General features: G+C 34.0%; 17 protein-coding genes. 10 read left to right on the top strand and 7 right to left on the bottom strand.

What is annotated here, in order from left to right; all coding sequences use genetic code 11:
• The 4 genes from T420_RS0102725 to mfd all read left to right on the top strand — a co-directional run bounded on the left by T420_RS0102725 (position 1) and on the right by mfd (position 5,818).
• The gene (locus tag T420_RS0102725) at positions 1-1,269 is read left to right on the top strand and encodes a lipoprotein-releasing ABC transporter permease subunit (protein WP_013545053.1); all 1,269 of its coding nucleotides are present in this window, start codon (positions 1-3) and stop codon (positions 1,267-1,269) included.
• Positions 1,269-1,949 carry an ABC transporter ATP-binding protein gene (locus tag T420_RS0102730; RefSeq protein WP_013545054.1) on the top strand — a complete coding sequence of 227 codons (681 nt, stop codon included), beginning with the start codon at positions 1,269-1,271 and terminating at the stop codon, positions 1,947-1,949. Before T420_RS0102725 ends, T420_RS0102730 begins: the two co-directional genes overlap by 1 nt.
• 72 nt (positions 1,950-2,021) lie before the next feature.
• Complete coding sequence (locus tag T420_RS0102735; RefSeq protein ID WP_013545055.1) at positions 2,022-2,312, top strand: FAD assembly factor SdhE; 291 nt, start codon at positions 2,022-2,024, stop codon at positions 2,310-2,312.
• Positions 2,313-2,317: 5 nt separating this feature from the next.
• The gene (mfd, locus tag T420_RS0102740) at positions 2,318-5,818 is read left to right on the top strand and encodes a transcription-repair coupling factor (RefSeq protein WP_013545056.1); all 3,501 of its coding nucleotides are present in this window, start codon (positions 2,318-2,320) and stop codon (positions 5,816-5,818) included.
• A gap of 843 nt (positions 5,819-6,661) precedes the next feature.
• Here mfd and T420_RS0102750 read toward each other — a convergent pair.
• The gene (locus T420_RS0102750) at positions 6,662-8,383 is read right to left on the bottom strand and encodes an extracellular solute-binding protein (protein WP_013545058.1); all 1,722 of its coding nucleotides are present in this window, start codon (positions 8,381-8,383) and stop codon (positions 6,662-6,664) included.
• Between the two features lie 413 nt (positions 8,384-8,796).
• Between T420_RS0102750 and T420_RS0102755 the strand changes: the two genes are divergently transcribed.
• Both T420_RS0102755 and T420_RS07500 read left to right on the top strand, forming a co-directional pair.
• The gene (locus tag T420_RS0102755) at positions 8,797-9,414 is read left to right on the top strand and encodes an invasion associated locus B family protein (RefSeq protein ID WP_013545059.1); all 618 of its coding nucleotides are present in this window, start codon (positions 8,797-8,799) and stop codon (positions 9,412-9,414) included.
• A 119-nt stretch (positions 9,415-9,533) separates the two neighbouring features.
• Positions 9,534-9,695, top strand: a complete 162-nt coding sequence (locus tag T420_RS07500) for a hypothetical protein (RefSeq protein WP_244392190.1) — start codon at positions 9,534-9,536, stop codon at positions 9,693-9,695.
• Between the two features lie 34 nt (positions 9,696-9,729).
• Here T420_RS07500 and T420_RS06875 read toward each other — a convergent pair whose 3' ends face one another.
• Positions 9,730-12,144, bottom strand: coding sequence for an Rne/Rng family ribonuclease (locus T420_RS06875; protein ID WP_013545060.1), 2,415 nt, complete (start codon positions 12,142-12,144; stop codon positions 9,730-9,732).
• 573 nt (positions 12,145-12,717) lie between these two features.
• Here T420_RS06875 and T420_RS0102765 point away from each other — a divergent pair.
• The 3 genes from T420_RS0102765 (at position 12,718) to prfB (ending at position 17,867) form a co-directional block, all read left to right on the top strand.
• Positions 12,718-13,947 (top strand): N-acetylmuramoyl-L-alanine amidase family protein, encoded by a 1,230-nt coding sequence (locus tag T420_RS0102765; protein WP_026501118.1) that lies wholly within the window; start codon positions 12,718-12,720, stop codon positions 13,945-13,947.
• 161 nt (positions 13,948-14,108) lie between these two features.
• Entirely contained in the window at positions 14,109-16,574 is a 2,466-nt protein-coding gene (locus tag T420_RS0102770; protein ID WP_026501119.1) for a penicillin-binding protein 1A, read from the top strand.
• 164 nt (positions 16,575-16,738) lie between these two features.
• Positions 16,739-17,867 (top strand): peptide chain release factor 2 gene (gene prfB / locus T420_RS0102775; protein ID WP_155914833.1). Its coding sequence is split into 2 segments (ribosomal slippage): positions 16,739-16,807 and positions 16,809-17,867, totalling 1,128 coding nucleotides; the frame shifts between segments, so codons are not numbered across the junction.
• 10 nt (positions 17,868-17,877) lie between these two features.
• Here prfB and T420_RS0102780 read toward each other — a convergent pair.
• Positions 17,878-18,366 carry a peroxiredoxin gene (locus tag T420_RS0102780; RefSeq protein WP_013545064.1) on the bottom strand — a complete coding sequence of 163 codons (489 nt, stop codon included), beginning with the start codon at positions 18,364-18,366 and terminating at the stop codon, positions 17,878-17,880.
• Between the two features lie 197 nt (positions 18,367-18,563).
• The gene (gene tyrS / locus T420_RS0102785) at positions 18,564-19,817 is read right to left on the bottom strand and encodes a tyrosine--tRNA ligase (RefSeq protein WP_013545065.1); all 1,254 of its coding nucleotides are present in this window, start codon (positions 19,815-19,817) and stop codon (positions 18,564-18,566) included.
• Between the two features lie 661 nt (positions 19,818-20,478).
• Between tyrS and T420_RS0102790 the strand changes: the two genes are divergently transcribed.
• Positions 20,479-20,691 carry a DUF3126 family protein gene (locus T420_RS0102790; RefSeq protein WP_013545066.1) on the top strand — a complete coding sequence of 71 codons (213 nt, stop codon included), beginning with the start codon at positions 20,479-20,481 and terminating at the stop codon, positions 20,689-20,691.
• A 41-nt stretch (positions 20,692-20,732) separates the two neighbouring features.
• Here T420_RS0102790 and radC read toward each other — a convergent pair whose 3' ends face one another.
• Genes radC through sfsA form a run of 3 tightly spaced genes read right to left on the bottom strand, consistent with a single transcriptional unit; the run spans position 20,733 to position 23,069 of the window.
• Entirely contained in the window at positions 20,733-21,518 is a 786-nt protein-coding gene (gene radC / locus T420_RS0102795; protein ID WP_013545067.1) for a RadC family protein, read from the bottom strand.
• 17 nt (positions 21,519-21,535) lie between these two features.
• Positions 21,536-22,366: a type I methionyl aminopeptidase gene (gene map, locus T420_RS0102800; RefSeq protein ID WP_013545068.1), complete on the bottom strand. Its 831-nt coding sequence runs from the start codon at positions 22,364-22,366 to the stop codon at positions 21,536-21,538.
• Positions 22,359-23,069 carry a DNA/RNA nuclease SfsA gene (gene sfsA, locus T420_RS0102805; protein ID WP_013545069.1) on the bottom strand — a complete coding sequence of 237 codons (711 nt, stop codon included), beginning with the start codon at positions 23,067-23,069 and terminating at the stop codon, positions 22,359-22,361. Before sfsA ends, map begins: the two co-directional genes overlap by 8 nt.
• Between the last annotated feature and the right edge of the window lie 175 nt (positions 23,070-23,244).

The raw sequence follows: 23,244 nt of genomic DNA on the forward strand, positions 1-23,244 counted from the left end.
ATGAATGTTTTGAGAAATAAAGGATTTTCATCTTATGAATGGATGATTGCTTTCCGTTATATGATTCCTAATAAAAAACATATGTTTACATCTATTGTTTCAATTATTTCTTTAATTGGAATTATGTTGGGAGTTTTTGCTTTAGTTGTTATTATGGCAGTCATGAATGGTTTTCGGACAGAGCTTCTTAGTCGTATTTTAGGGATGAATGGGCATCTTGTTGTGCAAACAATTGATTCCAATTTTACTGATTATAATACTCTTATTTCTTCTCTGGAATCTACCAAAGGTATAAAATTTGTTCTACCTATTATTGAAGGACAAGCTCTTGTTCAGGGTAATTTTGAAGGAGGAACTGGTGCTTTAGTTCGTGGTGTACGTCAAGAGGATTTAGAGAAGCTTAAAACAGTAGCTCAAAATATTATCTCAGGTACACTTGCTCAGTTTGATAAAGAAGAAGGTGTTGCAATTGGAAGTGGTTTGGCGGAAAAATTAGGTCTTACAGTCGGAAGTGATCTTCGCATCATTACACCAAATGGTGATGACACGCCCTTTGGAGTTACGCCACGTGTCAAAGCTTATAAAGTGGTTGCTATCTTTGAAGTTGGTATGTCAGAATATGATTCAATATTTATTTTTATGCCTCTTCATGAAGCACAGATTTTCTTTAATCTAGGGGAAAAAATTCAATCTCTAGAGTTATTTCTTAATGATCCTGATGCCATTGATCAAATAAAGCCGGTGATAGAAAAAGCAGTTAATCAACAAATTAATTTAATTGATTGGCGTATGCGGAATCAAGCTTTTTTTTCAGCCTTACAAGTTGAACGAAATGTTATGTTTTTTATTCTCTCTCTTATTATCCTTGTTGCTGTTTTGAATATCATTTCAGGATTGATAATGCTTGTAAAAGATAAAAGCTATGATATTGCAATTCTGCGCACAATGGGAGCAGATCAAAGTGCGATTATGCATATATTTATTATCACTGGTATGGTAATTGGACTTATTGGAACGATATTGGGTTTGATTTTAGGAATTATAGTTACTATCAATATTAATCATGTTCAGGATTTTATATCTTGGTTGTTTAATGTCGATGTTTTTAATCCTCAGCTTTATTTTTTAGCAAAATTGCCAGCACGGATTGAATGGGGGCAAACTGCTATGGTAGTTATGATGGCTTTGTTTTTATCCTTTCTTGCGACACTTATTCCGGCCTGGCGTGCTGCTAAATTAGATCCTGTACAAGCTTTGAGGTATGAATAATGTCTATTGTTTTAGAGCTTGTAGAGATTGAGAGATATTTTTTTGATAATGACAAACCTTTAGTTATTTTGGACAAAGTTAATTTTGTTCTAAAACGTGGAGAACTTGTAGCACTTGTAGCGCCGTCTGGTTCCGGAAAATCAACACTTCTTCATATTGCTGGATTATTGGAAAAACCAACATCTGGTGATATTTTATTGCGCGGTGTCTCTTGTGCAAAATGTTCTGATAATGAGCGGACAGCAATCAGACGAAATCATATTGGTTTTGTCTATCAATTTCACCATTTGCTTCCAGAATTTACAGCTTTAGAAAATGTTATGATTCCTCAAATGATCGCAGGATTGAAAAAATCAGTTGCGGGAAATCGTGCCCTTAAATTATTAACCTATCTTCGCGTTGCTCATCGCGCTAAACACCGTCCATCAGAATTATCAGGAGGTGAGCAACAACGTGTTGCGATTGCACGTGCTGTAGCAAATGCACCTTCTGTACTTTTAGCTGATGAGCCTACAGGAAATCTTGATCCTATAACTTCAGCTTATGTATTTCAAGCTTTATCATTACTTGTTCGCCAATCTGGTCTTGCGGCTCTTATTGCCACACACAATTATGGTTTAGCTAAACAGATGCACCGTCGAATTACACTTAAAGAAAAAAAAATTATTGAACTTCCTTAATATGAGATACAAAATTTATTCTAAAAAGAACACTATAGTATATGTTTATTTTCACCTATTAAGGAGATTTTTATGACAAATTTAGCCATTGATGAAAATCAATTGGATTCACGTCGTCGTCGATTGATTTTTCGTGCATGGCATCGAGGCATTCGTGAAATGGACTTGATTTTGGGCCAATATGTTGATGCACATATTGCTAAGATGAATGATCAGACAGTTTCTGAACTTGAATATATTATGTCTTTTGAAGATCGTGATTTATTAACATGGATTACAGGGGAAGTTTCTGTACCATATAAGGTAGATAGTCCACTTTTTCGCGACATTATAAATTATCGTTCTCGTATAAATTTTAATTAATTAAAATGGCTATATTAAAAAAAATTATTATTCCAAAAAATACGCATGGTTATATGATTTTTGATGGTGTTGTTGACGGATTTGAAGCTTTTGCACTTGCTAAATTAAGTGCAGAAATTGCTAAAGATAAACCACTTGTTTACATTGTCCGTGATGGAACAAAAATGGCTTATTTACAGCAAGCTTTAAATTTTATTAAACCTAATTTACCTGTTCTTCAGTTTCCGGCATGGGATTGTTTACCTTATGATCGCGTATCACCTGGGATAATTATTACTGCACGTCGGCTTTCAGCTTTGGCTCATATGTCAGACCTGCGTAAAAATCCACGTTCTGCAATTATACTAACAACAGCAAATACAATTATTCAAAAACTGCCACCTTGTGTAATGATTGATGAACAAATTATCCATGCGCGTGTTGGTCAATGCATGGATATGACACATTTGATTCATTATTTAGAACGTAATGGCTTTGAACGCGTTGCAACTGTACGTGATATTGGTGAATTTGCTGTAAGAGGAGGAATTATTGATATTTTTTCTCCTAGTTATACAGAGCCTCTGCGTCTTGATTTTTTTGGCCATACCTTAGAGGCAATTCGCGTATTTGATTCAGCTACACAACGAACAATAGCGAACAAAACAGAATTATTTTTGCAGCCAATGAGTGAAATTATCCTCACTCCTAAGTTCATCAGCCGATTTAAAAGCAATTATATTCGTGTTTTTGGTGTACCCAAAAAAAGTGATATGCTTTATGAAGCTGTTTCCCAAGGGAGGCGTTTTCCAGGTATGGAGCATTGGCTCCCATTTTTTTATGAAAATCTTAATAGCTTTTTTGATCATTGTGGTAATTTACCTGTTGTTTTTGAGCATCTGATAGAAGAAGTTCTCATTGAACGCCATCGCCTTATTGAAGATTATTATAGTGCTCGCAGAGAATGCGAAAGTAATCAAGAAAATGCTGTTTCTTACAATCCAATAGATCCTAATCTTCTTTATTGGACACCAGAACAAGTTTTAACATGTATAGAACAATCTGGTCAGCGTATTGATTTTACACCTTTTAATATTTCACAAACAGTTGAACAAACAGTTATTCATACGAATGTTACACAAGGCTATGATTTTATAAAAGAACGTAATGCTCTAGATAAAAATGTTTTTTCAAGTGTGGTTGATCATATTGCTTCATTACGATCTGCTGGAAAGAAAGTACTTTTGGCTTTTTGGAGTGAAGGATCTATGGATCGTTTACTGCAAGTTCTTGATGAACACGGGTTACAAAAAGTAGAAATTGCAAAATCCTTGCAAACTGTAAAAGCGACACCACGTGATCGTATCTTAGCTGCTGTTCTAATGATAGAACATGGCTTTGAAATTGGAGATTTTGTTATTATAGCAGAACAAGATATCCTTGGTGATCGACTAGTAAGATCACTAAAAAGGCGCAAGAATAAGGCGCATTTTATTTCTGAAATTACTTCATTAAATTCTGGTGATATCGTTGTACATGTTGATCACGGTATTGGACAGTTTATTGGTCTCAAAACTATTATGACAACTGGAATTTTACGTGATTGTTTAGAAATCAACTATGCTGGAGGCGATCGGCTATTTTTGCCCGTTGAAAATATTGAACTTTTATCTCGTTATGGATCAGAAAACACGAATGTAACATTGGATAAATTAGGGAGTGCTGGTTGGCAAACACGTAAAACACGTCTTAAAAAGCATTTGTTGAAAATTGCTGGTCAATTGATCTGTATAGCTGCAGAACGCGCTACGCGTTCTGCACCTGCTTTAACCCCACCAGTAGGGCTCTTTGATGAATTTGTTGCATGTTTTCCTTATGAGGAAACAGATGATCAAATGGATGCGATTGATGCTGTTTTAGATGATTTAGCATCAGGAAAACCAATGGATCGTTTAATCTGCGGTGATGTTGGTTTTGGCAAAACAGAAGTTGCTATTCGAAGTGCTTTTGTTACAGCATTAAATGGTTATCAAGTTGCTGTTGTTGTGCCAACAACTTTACTTTCACGACAACATTACAAAACCTTTATGTCACGTTTTGAAGGGTTACCGGTTAAGATTGCTCATTTGTCAAGGCTTGTAAAAACGAAAGAACTGGCACAAGTTAAAAAAGGTATTTCAGAGGGTACTATCGATATTGTTATTGGAACACATGCATTACTCAATGACTCAGTCAATTTTTCACGGTTAGGGCTTCTTATCATTGATGAAGAACAGCACTTCGGAGTAAAACATAAAGAGCGTCTAAAAAAGCTAAAAAGTGATATTCATGTTCTTACACTTTCAGCTACTCCTATACCAAGAACTTTAAGCCTTGCTTTATCAGGGTTACGTGAACTTTCATTAATCACGACTCCGCCTATTGATAGAATGGCTGTACGTACTTTTATTTCACCTTTTGATGTGATGGTTATACGCGAAACATTATTGCGCGAATATTATCGAGGTGGACAAAGCTTTTATGTTTGCCCTCGTATTTCTGATCTTTCTTATGTAGAAGAATATCTCAAAACGCATGTGCCTGAACTTAAATTTGTTATAGCACATGGACAAATGCCAGCTCGACAACTTGATGATATTATGAATGCATTTTATGATGGACAATATGACGTATTACTTTCAACTACCATCATTGAATCAGGTCTTGATATTCCGACAGCAAATACATTAATTGTGCATCGTGCTGAAATGTTTGGTCTTTCTGCACTCTACCAGTTACGTGGTAGAGTAGGGCGTTCAAAACAACGCGCTTATGCGCTTTTTACTTTTCCTTCTGGCAAAGTTTTAATTCCTGCAGCAGATCGTCGTCTTAAAGTTTTACAATCTCTTGATACATTGGGTGCAGGTTTTCAACTAGCTAGTCATGATATGGACATTCGAGGTTCAGGTAATTTATTGGGTGAAGAGCAATCAGGACATATTAAAGAAGTTGGTTTTGAACTCTACCAAAAAATGCTTGAAGAGGCAGTTGCTGAATTAAAAGATGACGAATATAACACGGATAATCAGTGGTCACCTCAAATTTCTCTCGGTACAACAGTGATTATACCAGAAAGTTTTGTTCCTGATTTATCATTACGTATGGGGCTTTATCATCGTTTGACAGAGCTTGATAATCTAGAAAAAATTGATGAATTTGGAGCTGAATTAATTGACCGCTTTGGTCCTTTACCACTCGAAGTTCAAAACCTACTTAAAGTCTTTTATATAAAAACATTATGTAGAAAAGCACATGTGGAAAAATTAGATGCTGGACCAAAGGGGATTGTTATACAGTTTCGTAATAATTACTTTGAAAGTGGTATTGCTCTTGTTCAGTGGATTGAGAAACAAGGCTCGATGGCAAAAATTCGGCCAGACCAAAGTATTGTTCTTATTCGTGATTGGACTACAATAAATGAAAGACTTGTTGGTGCTACAACTATTATGACACAGCTTGCAGAAATGGCAACAGAATGCGCCGCTTAATAATTGCGACAGATAACGTAATGGTTAAACAGTTATAAGAGTTTTATCTAACTTTTGTAAAGAAATTAGAATAATATGGCTACATTCCAAAATTACTAATTATAACTTTATGTAATATTTAAGCAAAATATGCTTATCTGAGTCTACTTTACTAAGGAATCTCTCACAGTCAATCCCTTTCTGATTTAACTCTTAGTAAAAAATCAAATATCTTATGCAAAAAAAGGAAATCATTGAAGAAAAAAATCTACTATGGTATTAATTTGAATGTAATTCGTAAAAAAGTCTGAAAATTCTCTTATACTTGTAGATGCTTTTGCTGAAGAAAAGAAGATCCGATTGAAATGAAGAAGCTTTCGGAGGATGATAAGATATTTCGTGATGAATAGCGATTGTAAGGTTACTCTTAGAAAACGATATCATAAAAAAAGAGTATGAATAGGAGAATGTAAAAAAAAACAAATTAAAGAACAAAACTGCGAATGACCAGTTAGAGTCTGAGTTGTGCAAAAAATTTGGTTGGAAAGAAGATTTTAGTTGGGTAAAAGACGCAATCGATTTAAATCTAGTATTAAGAATTGAATTAAAATTTATGTATAGCGGAAATACTTATTATTCTAAAATTATTCTAAAAAAACGTCATAGGAAAAGAAAATTTATTACATATAGTAATAATCTTGCACAGGAATAATCCAAAACACGTCTTTTTGTTCTGCAAGAATTACAAAGGATTATATAATATAATGTTTCCAAACAAATCGCATGCACTTTTATATAAAAAAATTTTTGAATAAATAAAATTTAAAACAATTTTTGTAACGGTTGTTTTCGTTTTTATTTTCCTTATTCTCGCCACCAAGTTTGAAGGCGAGAGCCATATAATGATGTATATGCAGGATGTTTAAGATATGACCACCTTGCTATAAACTGTTTAGGTAAATGATAAAGCGGTATATAATAACTGCCAGAAATCAGAATTCTATCCAAAGCACGCACTGCTGCAATGAACTCGGTATCTGAGCGTGCATCAAGTATTGCTGTTATCATAGCATCTATAGCGGGATCAGATGCTCCTGAAAAATTAAAACTTCCTTTCAAATTTCGAGAAACAGAAGCCCAACGATTTATTTGTTCATTACCTGGTGACAGAGAATTTTTTAATTTGCCAATAATCATATCATAATCAAATATCCCTAAGCGATTTTGATATTGGCTATCATCAACAGTTCTTATCTCAACATCAATACCAAGACGTGATAAAGTACTCTGAAATGCAAGAGCAACTTTTTCTTCTTCAAATGCTTGAGTCATAATCTCAAATTTAAAAGGCAAACCATCAGGTGTGATAGCTTTATTGTTTTTTCTGGTAAAGCCTGCTTCTTTTAGAAGTTTCCAAGCCTTTTGAGCAGACTGACGCTCCATACCTGATCCATCTGTTTTAGGAATATGCCAACGTCCATTCATTACTTCAGGAAGAACAGCACCAGGATAAGGCGCTAAAAGTTCTTTTTCCTTTTCACTTGCTGGTTTTCCAATAGATGAAAGAACAGATCCATCCCAATAGCCTTCTGTTCTAGTATAGATATCATTAAAAAGGTGATGGTTAACCCACTCAAAATCAAAAAGCATCGAAAGTGCTTGGCGTACTTTTCTATCTTTAAAAATAGAACGGCGTGTATTAAAAACAAAACCAATGAGATCGGCAGGTGTACCTTTCGAGAAATTTTCTTTTATAACCCGCCCTTCGCGAATAGCTGGAAAATTATAAGAAAGCTGCCAGCGACTTGGATTGGTTTCAATAAAAATATCAACAAGACCTTTTTTAAAAGCCTCAAAGTGTGCGGTATTATTGCGAAAATATTCTATTTGAATGGTATCAAAATTATTTAAGCCCTTATTAACAGGGAGATCCTTGCCCCAATAATTGGGATTACGTTTATAAATAATCCGCTCTCCTGGATCAACATGCTCAATAATATAGGGACCACTTCCCGGAATTTTAACTAAGCCGTTTTTTTCAAAATCATCAACATTAATAGCATGCTTTGGTAATACTGGCATTACACTCGCCAAAAGAAGCGGAAATTCACGATCTTTTGAATGTGGAAAACGCATTTTAATACCATGAGAACCAATTTTTTCGATAGACTCTATACGTTTCATATATCGATCAAAGGGTGGCCTTCCTTTATCTTTTAGCAATTTGACTGTAAATAAAACATCTTCAACTGTTATATACTTTCCATCTGAAAAACGAGCTTTTGGATTAAGAAAAAAGATAATTTCAGTACGTTCATCATTTAGCTCAACTTTTTCTGCAAGAAGACTGTATAGCGTAAAAGCTTCATCCCGAGAACGTACCATCATTGTTTCATAAACAAGACCAGAAAATTGCTCATCAGACAACAGACCTCGCGCAGTTGTTCTAAAGCTACGGATAACAAATGGATTTAATCCATTAAATGTCCCAACAACTCCATAGGTAATTTTTCCTTTTTTATTTGCATTAGGATCAGCATAAGGAAAATAGTCAAAATTATCTGATAATTTTGGTGTTCCGTGCATAGCGATACCATTCGCTATAGCACTACGACAACAAAGAAGAATTATAATTATAAAAGTCAAAAAAAATTTAAAATAACAAGAGCTATGACATAACATAGAATTTTATTTTCATCATAATCAAAGGTGATTCTTTAATTCTATTTCATAGATGAGGATATTTTATGAATCAATTTGAAAAAAAGCTAATAAGATAAAAAAATATGCTATGCATAATACAAAAGAGTTAATTATTTATTTAATGAGCTTTCTTTTTCTAGATTTTACTTTTTTCTTTGTGTTAAATTAAAAAGAATAAAAAAATACCATTCTGTAATTTAATTATACTTAATTGAAAATTATGTTTAATCTCCTATTTAGAAATTATTATATTTAGGAAATTATTCTAAAAGCGTATTGAAAGGATTAACTTAATCATGTCGCATAAAAATACTTACTTTTCTGTTTCAGTATTAGCTGGAGCTATTGCTTCTTTTCTTGTCATCCATACTCCAGCAAATGCACAGAGTTTATCTCAAGGGTGGTATAAAGTTTGCAATAAACAGCATGATGTTGATATTTGTAATACGATGAACACTGTTGTATCACATACCGGTCAGCCTTTGACAGCTATTAATTTAGTCGAAATAAAAGGCAAACAAAATGAAAAACGCATAGGTCTTCAAGTGCCTACGGGACGCTTGCTACCAGAAGGTGTTCATATTCAAATTGGGAATGATTTCTCTAAAAAGATTCCTTATGTTATTTGTAATGGAACGAGCTGTATTGCCAATGATGTTTTAGATGATAAACTAATTTCTGCTATGAAAGCTGGCTCAAAAATGGTTATAACCACTGTTAATTTCCGCGGTACAGCCAATCCTATAGAATTTTCTCTTAAAGGATTCACTACCGCGTATACAGGTCCTGGTATAGACGAAAAGGCATTCCAACAAGAACAAACAAAATTGCAACAAGCTATTCAATCAAAACAAAAAGAGATTGAAGATCGTATGAGAGCTGAACAAGAAAAAGCAAAGAAAACAGCAAATTAAAGAAAAGATTTGAAAAGTGTTTTAAAGGTATCTTTTGATATTTATTTGCTTAAATCGCTATAGAATATTATATAATTCTATAGCGATTCTTTATTATTTATTTTTTTGAGAAAAAACCTTTGCGTTTCCACCAACCAATACGCCCAGTTTTTTTATCAGTTTCAGTTTCTACCCCTGATGATGTCACAACAGGTTCAATAGGTGGTGCTATTGTAACTGGAGAAGTTTGTTCAACATTTTTTTCGATTACAGGTTCTTGTTCTGTTATTTCAGTCGTTTGAACAAATTTCTTAGTCTCTTCTTTTCTTCGTGCCCTTAGCGTTGATTTTTTTTGTTTATAGAAATCTCTTCATTCACTTCATTTGCGAATTCATTTATTGCTTTTATTTTAGGTTTTCGATTAGATTTGGTGACTAATTTTTCTTCAACAAATTCTTCTTGTTTTGGTGTTGTTATATTTTTATCCTTTACAAGGCTCCGTTTATTTTTTAAAGGCTCTGAAGACTTCACATTATGCTTTGTAGATTTAATAGCAACATGAGTTTTTATAATTTCATCTTGTTGTGTGCTGATTAAGTGCCTTTTATAACCACGAGTACCTTTATTAAACCCAACTGGTTCAGCAGCTGGAATATTATAATATTGGCGATATTCTGCTTTAATTTCTTCTAAAGCTTGCTTGGCAAAATCCCCAATAGGTTCTGCATAAGGGACACGAAACTGATAATTATTATCCTGATTACGCCGACCTCCGCGGCGTCCACGACGACGTCCACGACGACGAGTATCATCATCATTTTGAGTATTATCTTTATGAGCATCAGCAAGAATGCCATCGTTATTAGATTCAATTTTGTTGTTTTTACGCCGACGCCGTTTGTTATTTTCAACTGATGTTGTATCTTTAGTAGTTTTGCTTGTCATTAAGACAGTGTTTTTATCATTATCTTCGATAACCGTCGAAGTAAAAGAATTGCCCTTTGCTATTGAGCCTTTAGAAATAGCAAGATGTTGCGTTCCAATACTATCGTCCGCTTCAATATTAATACTAAGCCCAAAACGTGTTTCTAAATTAACAAGAATATTGCGTTTATGATTTAGTACATAAAGTGCTGTTGCTACGGATGTGCGTACAATAATATTATACTGTGAGTTGCGGAGAAGATACTCTTCAATTGAACGCATAACATGTAAAGCGATTGATGATTCAGAGCGTATATTTCCAGTTCCAGCGCAATGTGGGCAAGGTTGTGTAGTGCTTTCTAGAACAGATACACGAATACGTTGACGACTCATTTCCATAAGGCCAAAATGTGAAATATGACCAACCTGAATACGAGCGCGATCGTTCTTTAAACAATCTTTCAATTTTTTTTCTACAAGCTTAATATTACGGGTTTCTAGCATATCAATGAAATCAATCACAATTAAACCAGCGAGATCACGTAAACGTAATTGACGCGCTATTTCTTCTGCAGCTTCAAGATTGGTTTGTAATGCTGTTTTTTCAACAGAATGTTCTTTAGTAGAACGACCAGAGTTTACATCAATAGCAACGAGTGCTTCTGTTTGGTTAATGACAAGATAGCCTCCAGATTTTAAACTAACCTGCGGATGCAACATTTTATCAAGCTGAGTTTCGATATCATTATGCGCAAAAATAGGAATAGGATTACGATAGGGTTGAACAACTTTTGCGTGACTTGGCATAAGCATGCGCATAAAGTCTTTAGCTTCACGATATCCTTGATCACCTGCAACAAGAATTTCATTAATATCTTTACTATAAAGATCACGAATAGAACGCTTTATAAGATTACTTTCTTCATGAATTAAACAAGGAGCGGTTGATTTAAGTGTCAAGGCGCGAATAGTATCCCATAACCGCATGAGGTATTCATAATCACGTTTAATTTCAGCTTTTGTTCTATTTGCTCCAGCTGTTCGTAAAATAACTCCCATACCTTTTGGAACCGCTAATTCTTTTACAATTTCTTTAAGACGTTTGCGATCTTGTATATTGGTGATCTTCCGTGAAATACCACCCCCCCGAGCTGTATTGGGCATTAAAACAGAATAGCGACCGGCTAGTGACAAATAAGTCGTAAGTGCTGCACCTTTATTACCACGTTCCTCTTTGATGACTTGGATTAATAAAATTTGACGACGTTTAATTACTTCCTGAATTTTATATTGACACCCCTGTTTACGCCGATAGGTAGGTAATTCTTCAAGTGCATCTTCTGCTCCAACCATTTCGATGTCATCATTGGAAAAATCAGGTATTTCTTCGGCATCATCAGCTATAATTGTTTCAGATATGATATCATTTTCAATATCCGTTGCCATAAAACTATTGCTTTTATCTTTTTTTGTTTTCCTTAAGCTTTTTTTATTTTGGATTGTTTCCTCAATGGGATCATCCCCATAACTTTCGTTAATAACGGCCTTCTCTTCCTCAAGGAGAGCAAGACGATCGGCAACAGGAATTTGATAATAATCAGGGTGAATTTCTGCAAAGGTTAAAAAGCCATGACGGTTACCACCATACTCAACAAAAGCGGCTTGAAGTGATGGTTCTATACGCGTAATACGCGCTAAATAAATATTCCCTTTAAGTTGTTTTTTATGTTCTGACTCAAAGTCAAGTTCTTCAATTTTATTATCGTGAACGACGACAACACGTGTTTCTTCTGGATGAGAGGCATCGATAAGCATTTTGTTTGACATAAGTTAAAATCCTGAAGGCGACATGCATAACTTTATTCAAACCAACAGTACAACTATTTGCAAAAATAAAGGGCTGTCTGCCATAAAAAAAGGAGGCCGATGTAATAGAACAGACTCTTATACGCACACACATTATAGCATTTGCTACTATTGTTTCTGTCTGTTTTATGTGACTCATATTTTTAAGTCTCCGGCAAAACAATTTCGAAAACAGTTCAGATAACCGAACCAACGAATCTTAAATAACGCAATCCTACTTTATTAAGGAATAAAGACTTTTAAAAAGCCTAAATGCATAGTATGCGATAAACCTTTTAAAGACAACTTAACATGAATTATCAATAAATTTGTCAATATTAGATCGTTACATCGCCTAAGAATCTTAAAATATTCTTTTATGTTGATATTGTGCTTTTGGCAAGTAATAATATAAATTCTGGACAATACAGTACAATATAATCACTGCATTAATTTGATTTTTTTAACATTTATGGCTAAAAAATTCAGCATTTAATTGAAAAATATAACGTATACTTTTAAATTAATAACGAATATGAAAAAAGCATTTCACTAATGATTAAACGATTCTTTAACAAAAAGTCGAAAACTGATTATAGGAATGTTTTTTTACATTTTGCATGCTATTTATTATTTTTTTTAATGTTTCAGCCTCATATTCAAGCCGCTAATGCATTAAAACTTATTAATTTGCGAACCATTAATGATAACTCATCTACACGTATCATTGCAGTTTTTAATGCTGAACCAAATTTTCACTTACAGATTTTAGATACACCTACACGTTTAGTTATTAATTTACCCATAGTTGATTTTTCAATGCAGGATAAATCTCCAAATAACCAAAATATGTTGTCGGATATGCTATTGGATGTGCATTATGATTTTTCTGATATGCGAGCTTCACGCATTATTTTCACGAGTAAAAACACTTTTGCTGTAAAGAATAGTAGAGTGGAAAAATTAGACAATGGCTTATGGCAAATATTAATTGACATTACTCAATGCTCACAGAAAAATTTTAATGAAATATTGAAAAATCAACAACAAATCTATCATAATATAACAACACAAATAAATCCAAAGAGTCATTTTCGTGTTGTTCTTGATCCTGGTCATGGTGGAATTGATAGCGGTGCACGAGGTATTACTGGAATTTTAGAAAAAAATATAACACTTATCTTTGCTCGTGCATTACGGGATGAATTAGAAAAAGACTCTAATATTCATGTCATTTTAACGCGTGACTCTGATGAATTTTTAAGATTAAGCGAAAGAGTCAAAAAAACAAAAGATTTTGATGCTGATCTTTTTATATCTATCCATGCAGATAGTATTAACATTCATTCTTTTCGTGGAGCTACAGTATATACTCTTTCTGATAAAGCATCTGATGCGATTGCAAAATCTTTAGCTGATCATGAAAACAAAGTAGATCTTCTTTATGGATTAACAGCAGAAGAAATACCCGAAGTTACAGATATTTTAATTGATCTTACTCGACGTGAAACTCAGATATTCTCGATTAATTTCGCTGATCGCGTTATTTTAAACTTATCAAAGAGTAAAATCAATTTGATAAATAAACCTCATCGATACGCTGATTTTTTAGTTTTAAAAGCCTCAGATGTTCCTTCTATATTGATAGAAATAGGCTATTTATCTAATAAAGAGGATGAGAAATTATTAAATGATCCTCAATGGAGAAAGCGAATGGCTGTTGCTATTGCTGATTCCATTCGCCAATTTGCAGCAGACCGACAGAAAATTATGGAATCGCTTTAAATATATGGAGAAATAAAGTAAACGATATTAATCTTAGTATGAAAAATAAATAATAATCTTGTATTTGTCTCAATTCAGTGAAAATTACATCCTATCAGGGATAAATGGTAAATAAAGTATGTTCCTTCTGATCAATTCTAAAGAAAGCGATGCCTATTTCAATGATGATTTTTTTTAGATATTTTCTGAGTTTTTCTAGAGCTATTGGGTTTTGTGGAACTATGATGTGGGCTATAATGGCTCTTAGTCAAGCTAAAGGGATTCCTGATTATGAGGTTCTTTCGTTATATGAACCACCTGTGATGACACGTGTCCATGCTGCGAATGGTCGTCTTATGGCAGAATTTGCTACAAAACATCGTCTTTATTTATCAATCAAATCAATACCAAAAACTCTTAAAGAAGCTTTTATTTCAGCTGAAGATAAGAATTTTTATCATCATTTCGGTTTAGATCCTAAAGGGCTCTCTAGGGCCCTAATCAAAAATATTATGAATATTGGTTCTGGCCAACGTCCAGAAGGGGCTTCAACAATTACACAGCAGGTCGCTAAAAACTTCCTTTTAAGTTCAGATGCAACACTTGAACGTAAACTAAAAGAAGCTATCTTAGCAATGCGTATTGAGAAAACTTATTCAAAAGACCATATTCTTGAACTTTATCTCAATGAAATTTACCTTGGTCGTGGTACCTATGGTGTTGCAGCGGCTTCATTGGCCTATTTCAATAAGTCTGTGGGTGAACTTACTTTAGAAGAATGTGCCTATTTGGCTGCTCTTCCTAAAGGCCCAGCAAATTATGATCCATTCAAGTATACACAACGCGCTATTGATCGGAGGAATTGGGTTATAGATAGGATGATTGTAAATGGATACATAACATCAGAACAAGGTGAACAAGCTAAAAAAAAGCCTTTAGGAACAGTGATACGTGGTCGTGACAACTATGTTTTTGCTGCTGATTATTTTACTGAAGAAATACGCCGTCATTTAATAAATCTCTATGGATCTACAACCCTTTATGAAGGTGGACTTTCAGTTCGTACAACTCTCGATCCGAATTTGCAGCTTATTGCGCAGCGTTCTTTGAGAAATGGTTTAATGAAATTTGATCATTTGAAAGGATGGCGTGGAGCTTATAAACATATCAATATTCAAGATGATTGGTATACTGCGCTCAAAGGCATTACGGGACTCAGCGATTTACCTGAATGGCGCTTAGCAGTTGTTCTTTCTACTGATGGTAATACAGTAAAGATTGGTTTGCAGCCACAGCGTCAAAATTCAGTTTTACTGTCACAAAAAAAAGAAATTGCTATATTATCTCAATCTGAATCAAAATGGGCATTGAGTGTTATTGACAAAAATGGTCATCGGAAAACTGTTCAGAGTTTATCGAATGTCTTGCATGTTGGAGATGTTATTTTTGTTGAAAAAGTATCAAATAGTAATGATATTTATCGTTTGCAACAAATCCCCAAAATTGAAGGGGCGATTGTTGCTATGGAACCTCATACAGGACGTGTTCTTGCAATGGTAGGAGGATTTTCCTTTTCTGAATCTCAATTTAATCGTGCAACGCAAGCTTATCGCCAAACAGGTTCTGCTTTTAAGCCCTTTGTTTATGCCGCAGCGCTCGATAATGGATATACACCAGCATCAGTAATTTTAGATGGTCCCCTTGAGATACGTCAAATTAATGGGCAAATCTGGCGACCTAAAAATTATGGTGGTACATTTGCAGGACCTTCTACATTACGTTATGGAATTGAATACTCCCGTAATCTTATGACTGTGCGGCTTGCCAATGATATGGGTATGTCTCTTGTTTCTGAATATGCAGAGCGTTTCGGTCTTACAGATAAATTGCAACCTTATCTTCCCATGGCTTTAGGAGCTGGAGAAACGACACTTTTACGGATGGTAACAGCTTATTCAGTTATTGCTAATGGTGGACGTTCTATTAAACCTTCTCTTATAGATCGAATTCAAGATCGTTACGGAAGAACTATTTACCGTCATGATAATCGTCTATGTGCAAATTGTAATGTTCAATCGTGGGATAATCAAAGTGAACCGACATTAATTGATGAACGAGATCAAGTCCTTGACTCTATGACAGCTTATCAAATTATATCTATGATGGAGGGAGCTGTTCAGCGTGGTACAGCTGCACGTTTACGTTATCTTAATCGACATATCGCTGGTAAAACAGGTACAACCAATAATTCTAAAGATATATGGTTCATAGGATTTACACCTGATCTTGTGGTTGGTGTTTTTATGGGGTATGATCAGCCGGCTTCATTGGGATACAACGAGACAGGAAGTTCATTAGGGGTACCAGTTTTTGGTGAGTTTATACAAGCTGCTCTGCAAGGGAAACCAGATGTACCGTTTAAAATACCAGAAGATATGATTTTAATGCCAATTAATCGCAAAACAGGTATGCTCGCTCAAGCAGAAGATGATGACGTTATCATAGAAGCATTTAAACCAGGAACGGGCCCTGCTGATATATATCAAGTGATTGGTGGAACAGATTTTTTTCAAGAAGGGGTTCCAACAGTTACTACTTCTCCACAGGTCAATAAAGCTCTCCAAGATGGTGGCGGTGGATTATATTAATTGGAAAATAATTCTTTTAATATGATAGATAAACATGAATAATATTTGCCTTGTTATTCATAATTGAGATGGAATAAATAACTTTATAAAACTTATTAGAATGGAAAAATCCAAAGAATTATAATTTTAAAATATTAAAAATATAATGGCTAAGGTGTTAAATTATGCGAGCAGAAATAGAAACATTAGTCGATGAAATTCAGCAAGCAATTGGCTTGCTAAGGAGGCATCTTTAACTGGGATCAGTCACTAAAACGACTTGAGTATCTCAATCAAAAAGCAGAAGATCCATTGCTTTGGAATAATGCACAAAAAGCGCAAGATGTGATGCGTGAACGTCAAAATCTTGAAAATTCGATGAATAGCACTCAATTATTCACACAAACGCTTGAGGAATGTATCGAACTAATAGCAATGGGTGAAGAAGAAAATGATATGGGAATCATTGCTGAAGCTGAAAATACAATACTTCAACTTAAAAAGGAAATAGACAAGCGACGAATTGAGATGCTTCTTTCAGGAGAAGCAGATTCAAATGATACTTATTTAGAAATTCATGCTGGAGCAGGGGGAATAGAAAGCCAAGATTGGGCTTCTATGCTTTTGCGTATGTATAGTCGTTGGGCTGAACAGAATAAAATGAAAGTTGAAGTACTAGAAACTCATGATGGTGAAGAAGCAGGTATCAAATCAGCTACTCTTCTTATAAAAGGGCATAATGCTTATGGTTTATTAAAGACAGAATCAGGTGTTCATCGTTTAGTTCGTATTTCGCCATATGACTCAAATGCAAGACGACATACCTCTTTTGCAAGCATTTGGATATATCCAGTTGTTAATGAAAATATTGAAGTTGATCTGTCAGATGCAGATGTTCGTATTGATACGTATCGTGCATCAGGAGCTGGAGGGCAACATGTTAATACAACAGATTCAGCAGTACGTATTACGCATATAAAAACTGGTATTGTTGTTCAATGTCAAACGGAGCGCTCTCAACATAAAAATCGAGCAACAGCTTGGTCGATGTTACGTGCACGCCTTTATGAAGAGGAACTAAAAAAAAGAGAAGAAGAAACTAACGCAGTTGAGGCTTCTAAAACAGAAATTGGTTGGGGTCATCAAATTAGATCTTATGTTCTTCAACCCTATCAACTTGTCAAAGATTTGCGTACAGGAGTTGAAAATACTGACCCACAAACTGTACTGAATGGTGATCTAGATATATTTATAGAAGCAGCACTTGCCCAACGTGTTCAAGGAAAAAAACAAAAGCTTGAAGATATTAATTAATTATGTAGCATTACCGTACTGTACAGCCGCCGCACATAGCACATGCAGCTGCTAAAACATTTTCGGCGTGTCCAGATACGCTAACTTTACGCCATTCTTCAGCGATTTTTCCAGTTGAATCAATTAGAAAAGTACTCCGTTCGACACCCATGTATTTACGCCCATACATGCTTTTTTCAACCCAAACGCCGTAAGCATCAAGTGTAGTTTTTTCTTCATCTGAAACAAGGATAATATCAAGTTTGTGTTTTATTTTGAATTTATCATGTTTAGCAATATTATCTGGAGATATACCAATAATAGTGACCCCGATTTCATCAAATTTTTCTTTCAATCGGGTAAAATTAATCGCTTCATTTGTGCATCCAGTCGTGTCATCTTTTGGATAAAAATATAAGACAACTGGTTTTCCTTTAAAATCAGAAAGGCATAATTGACCTCCACCATCACGCGGTAAATTAAAATTAGGAGCGGTCTCACCCTTCATTGATCTTGTCATTGCATTATCTCTCTTTTTTATGTAAAATCATTTCACAAGATACGAATATATAGCAAAATAATTATTCAACTATATGATAAATTACTCAAAAAACTTTTCTCTATTATAATATGCTGGTGCCAATATAATCAGAAATGAATTAAAGAGTCTCACCCCAAAATATAATTTTTATTCATCAATTAAGCAATTATAACTGATTATATTGGCTTAATTAAAACATGTTTTTTCTTACCAAAAGACAGCTTAATTACTTCATTTGCATTGACATCTTTTTCAACAATAAAATACATCTCATCCTCAATAATTTGATCATTTATACGTACACCTCCACCTTGAACATATCGACGCGCTTCACTATTTGATTTAGCGAGTCCTGCCCGTACTAAAAGAGTAAGCAATCCAATACCTATTTTTAATTCTGTAGCATTTATTTCAATGCTTGGAAGATTTTCTCCAAATGTTTTTTCTTCAAAGGTTTTACGTGCAGTTTCTAACGCTTCATTTGCGAGAGCACGACCATGTAACATTGCTGTAACTTCTGTTGCAAGAATCTTTTTTGCTTCATTAATTTCAGTACTTTGTAATGCAGAAAGTTTGGCAATTTCAGTCATTGATAATGTAGTATAAAGCTTTAAAAATCGCGTAACATCAAGATCTTCTGTATTACGCCAATATTGCCAAAATTGATAAGGAGAAAGCATATCTGCATTGAGCCATATAGCACCATTTAGTGATTTACCCATTTTTGTACCAGAAGAAGCTGTAAGCAATGGAGAAGTTAACGCGTATAATTGCGGTGTTCCTAAGCGGTGTCCTAATTCAATACCATTTACAATATTACCCCACTGGTCGGAACCACCCATTTGTAACCGTAAGCCATAACGCTTATTAAGCTCTACAAAATCATAAGCTTGCAGAATCATATAATTGAATTCAAGAAATGATAAAGAGTATTCACGTTCGAGTCTAAGTCTAACAGAATCGAACGATAACATGCGATTAACTGAAAAATATTTTCCTACATCGCGTAAAAACTCTAGATAATTCAAATGGCATAGCCATTCAACATTATTCACAATACATGCATCAGTTTTTTTATCACCGAACGTCAAGTATTTGGTAAATATTTTTTCAATGCTCGTGATATTTTCAGCAATATCATTGTGTGTTAAAAGACGTCGAGCTTCATCTTTAAAGGATGGATCACCAATTAAACCTGTTCCACCACCCATTAATACAATAGGGCGATGACCAGTTTTTTGTAACCAATAAAGCATCATAATTTGAAGAAGACTTCCAGCATGTAGGCTCGAAGCTGTAGGGTCAAACCCAATATAAGCAGTTACAGTTTCCTTTGAAAAAAGATCATCTAAACCTTTTTTATCTGAAATTTGATTAATGAATCCCCGTTCATTCATAATATGCAAAAATTCAGATTTAAAAGCAAACATGGATCTCATTCCCTATAACTTTATGTTTGTTTATATATTATGCACTTCATGCAATTTTTTATCATCAAATGGCGCATAATCCACAAGAAACGAGAAATTTTAGCTAATATAATGATATATTGATAAAAAATGCATAATTCATTGCTCGCTTTTTATAAAAAAATCGAATATATCGCAATTATTTACAAACAATTACAATAATTAAAATTTATGATATTGCATTTAAAATCAATTTATAACCTTAACTGTAGGATATCAATGATATTAATTCGTTGAATAAATTATATATTTACCATACATCTCCTGTTTTTTAGTTTTTTTGATATCAAAATTAGTAAAAATCCAAACAAAAATTTCCCTTAAGATTTTATAAAAGATAAATAATGCATGATGTATTAAATGAAATACACAATACGTCTATTATATAACTCTGAAGGATGTAATGAGTACCGAGTTTTTTATTTTATGCATCAGACAATAAGTTTTAATATTACAAATTTTGGTAAAGAGCATTTAGTAAAGTTTATAAAAAGTAATTTTTCTTATACATAGATTATTGATTGAGAATTTAAAATAAATCTTCTATCTTTAACGATGGTAATAAGAGCAGCTTATTGATCAACAAGATATTAGTTAGTCATCTAAAATGTTGGAGAGTGCAGTGAATGTTGATGAAATCAAAAAACTTGATAGTTACTTTAAAACAAAATTTCAAAATTCATCTTTAAAAATAAAGGCACGGCCTAAAAAAGATGATTCTTGCGAAGTTTATATCGGAGATGAATTTTTAGGTATTATTTATCGCGATGAGGAGGAGGGTGAAATATCTTATAATTTTTCCATGGCCATATTAGATATCGACTTAGACAATTGATAAATTATTGTAATTAAATGAAATTTCTCTCTAATGAATTTTTATATAAGCTTTAACTCTTTAAAACTTGTATAGTTATTACGTGCGATAATAATGTGATCATGAATGGTAATTTCTAATGCGTTTGCAGCATCTTTTAATCTATATGTCATTGATATATCTGCTTTAGAAGGTGAAGCATTACCTGAAGGGTGGTTATGAATTAAGATCAATCCTGATGCAGATAATTCCAACGCTCGAGAAATAACTTCACGAGGGTAAACAGGGGTATGATCAATAGTTCCAGTTTGTTGTACTTCATCAGAAATCAAACCGTTCCTTTTGTCTAGAAATAACACACGAAATTGCTCGCGTGTTTCATGAGCCATTACAGCTTTGCAATAAGCCAATACTTTATCCCATGATGAAAAAATATCACGTTTATACAATTGTGCACGAGCAAGACGTCCTGCTACATCTGAAATAATTTTTAGATCGATAGCAGTAGCCGGACCACATCCTTCAATTTCTTGAAGTCGATGAATATCAGCTTTCAATACATCAGCTAACGAACCAAAACTCGCTAATAAGTTTTTAGCTATTGGTTTTATATCTGCTCGAAGGATAGTACGAGAAAGCAATAATTCAAGATATTCATAATCTTCAATTGCATTACCTTTCGTCTTTAAATAGCGTTTACGAAGACGCTCACGATGTCCTTGATAATGTTTATTTATCTTTGAATTTTTCTTTTTTAGCACTTGTGGCACTGGATGAGATGGAACACTTGATGTTAGTTCAAAGTGACTGTTTTTGGCGTTTCCATTTTTATTGGTTTTTTTTGCCATGATATTTCTACATTTATTTAAGCATGTGAATTTAAAGTATAAAAAATGTTTTTAGGAGATTGAGTGAATATTTCACACCCATCACTTGTTACACCAATTGTATGTTCGTATTGTGCCGTAAGAGAACGATCGCGAGTAACAGCAGTCCAACCATCAGATAAAACTTTAATTTGTGGTTTACCAAGATTAATCATAGGTTCAATAGTAAATATCATGCCTTGTTTAAGCTCTTCGCCTTCACCTGGTTTTCCATAGTGTAAAATATTTGGTGCATCATGAAAAAGTTGACCAATTCCATGTCCACAAAAATCTCTTACAACTGAGCAACGTTCAGATTCTGCATAATACTGAATAGCTGCACCAATATCACCTGTAGTTGCTCCGGGTTTTACTGCAGCAATTCCTCTCATGAGACTCTCATGAGTTATTTGTAATAAGCGTTCTGCAGCACGCTTAATTTTTCCAATGGGATACATACGGCTTGAATCTCCATGCCAACCATTAAGAATAAATGTCACGTCAACATTGACAATATCACCTTCTTGCAAAGATCTTTCATTTGGTATGCCATGACAAACAACATGATTAATCGATGTACAACATGAATGGCCATATCCGCGATAATTCAGATCAGCTGGCAAAGCACCTTGCTCAGCTCCAAAAACAAAAACAAAATCATCAATTTCTTGTGTTGTAATACCAGGCTTAATAATATCGTTAAGTGCATCGAGACACTCTGCTGCAATACGACCCACTTTACGCATTTGAGAAAAAGCGTAATCATCGAAAATACGGATTTGTCCATTAAATTTTAAGGAAGTTTTATTATATTCGATATAACTAACCATTTTTTCTATTTTCTATCTTTACTTGGTGAATCGGAAAAATACCCTCGACGCTTACGTGACATTTTATAGCATAAAATTCTACCCCCGATTTTAATGCTAAATCAAATTTACATCCATAAATGGGATCAAGGTCACGGCAAATTGTAAAAGCTGAACAGTCTGCTCGTTGAATTACATATAACATAGCTGCTCGTTTCCCTTGTTGCACAATTTTTATGAGCTCTTCAAGATGGCGTGCACCACGTTTCGTTATAGTATCTGGAAATTCTGCTAATCCCTTTTGGCGGATGAAATGAACATTTTTTACTTCTAAATAACATTCAGACAAATCGTTATTGCTTAAGAGAAAATCAATACGTGATTGCCCATAGCGTTGTTCGCTCAAGATTGTTTTATATTCACTAAATTCGGTCAATACCCCACCTTGAATTGCTTCCAAAGCAAGTTTATTTGCTAAGTTTGCATTAATGCCAACTAAGGTGTTGTCTGCTTCAACAATTTCTAATCGATACGGGTATTTCCGTTTTGAATCATCATGATATGAAAGCCAAACATTAGAATCAGAAGCTGTTAATCCAAGCATCGAACCAGTATTAGGAACAGAAACCGTAAAGATATATTGATCATTCTTTTTGACATCAGCAAGGAAGCGTTTATAACGACAAATAAGTTTTGCAGGATGAAGTTTAGAAACAAAAAACATACAGTCTTTATTAAAGTGCATGAGCTTGTAATTCAACTCAGATCATAATAATGTTATTTAGCACTTTAATAACGTCTTTGTAATTAAAATATTAATATTAGGTTATTTTTCTTCAAAAATTTATGTTGATTATCCAATCAATAAAATAGAATCAGTTGCAAAAATAAATCAGTTA

It is taken from the genome of Bartonella clarridgeiae ATCC 51734 (assembly GCF_000518185.1).
GTDB lineage: Bacteria > Pseudomonadota > Alphaproteobacteria > Rhizobiales > Rhizobiaceae > Bartonella > Bartonella clarridgeiae.

What these genes read in the sequence shown, in the direction of transcription:
- T420_RS0102725 (WP_013545053.1), top strand. Translation starts at nt 1, where the DNA reads ATGAATGTTTTGAGAAATAAAGGATTTTCATCTTATGAATGGATGATT.
- T420_RS0102730 (WP_013545054.1), top strand. Translation starts at nt 1,269, where the DNA reads ATGTCTATTGTTTTAGAGCTTGTAGAGATTGAGAGATATTTTTTTGAT.
- T420_RS0102735 (WP_013545055.1), top strand. Translation starts at nt 2,022, where the DNA reads ATGACAAATTTAGCCATTGATGAAAATCAATTGGATTCACGTCGTCGT.
- mfd (WP_013545056.1), top strand. Translation starts at nt 2,318, where the DNA reads ATGGCTATATTAAAAAAAATTATTATTCCAAAAAATACGCATGGTTAT.
- T420_RS0102750 (WP_013545058.1), bottom strand. Translation starts at nt 8,383, where the DNA reads ATGCACGGAACACCAAAATTATCAGATAATTTTGACTATTTTCCTTAT.
- T420_RS0102755 (WP_013545059.1), top strand. Translation starts at nt 8,797, where the DNA reads ATGTCGCATAAAAATACTTACTTTTCTGTTTCAGTATTAGCTGGAGCT.
- T420_RS06875 (WP_013545060.1), bottom strand. Translation starts at nt 12,144, where the DNA reads ATGTCAAACAAAATGCTTATCGATGCCTCTCATCCAGAAGAAACACGT.
- T420_RS0102765 (WP_026501118.1), top strand. Translation starts at nt 12,718, where the DNA reads ATGATTAAACGATTCTTTAACAAAAAGTCGAAAACTGATTATAGGAAT.
- T420_RS0102770 (WP_026501119.1), top strand. Translation starts at nt 14,109, where the DNA reads ATGATGATTTTTTTTAGATATTTTCTGAGTTTTTCTAGAGCTATTGGG.
- T420_RS0102780 (WP_013545064.1), bottom strand. Translation starts at nt 18,366, where the DNA reads ATGACAAGATCAATGAAGGGTGAGACCGCTCCTAATTTTAATTTACCG.
- tyrS (WP_013545065.1), bottom strand. Translation starts at nt 19,817, where the DNA reads ATGTTTGCTTTTAAATCTGAATTTTTGCATATTATGAATGAACGGGGA.
- radC (WP_013545067.1), bottom strand. Translation starts at nt 21,518, where the DNA reads ATGGCAAAAAAAACCAATAAAAATGGAAACGCCAAAAACAGTCACTTT.
- map (WP_013545068.1), bottom strand. Translation starts at nt 22,366, where the DNA reads ATGGTTAGTTATATCGAATATAATAAAACTTCCTTAAAATTTAATGGA.
- sfsA (WP_013545069.1), bottom strand. Translation starts at nt 23,069, where the DNA reads ATGTTTTTTGTTTCTAAACTTCATCCTGCAAAACTTATTTGTCGTTAT.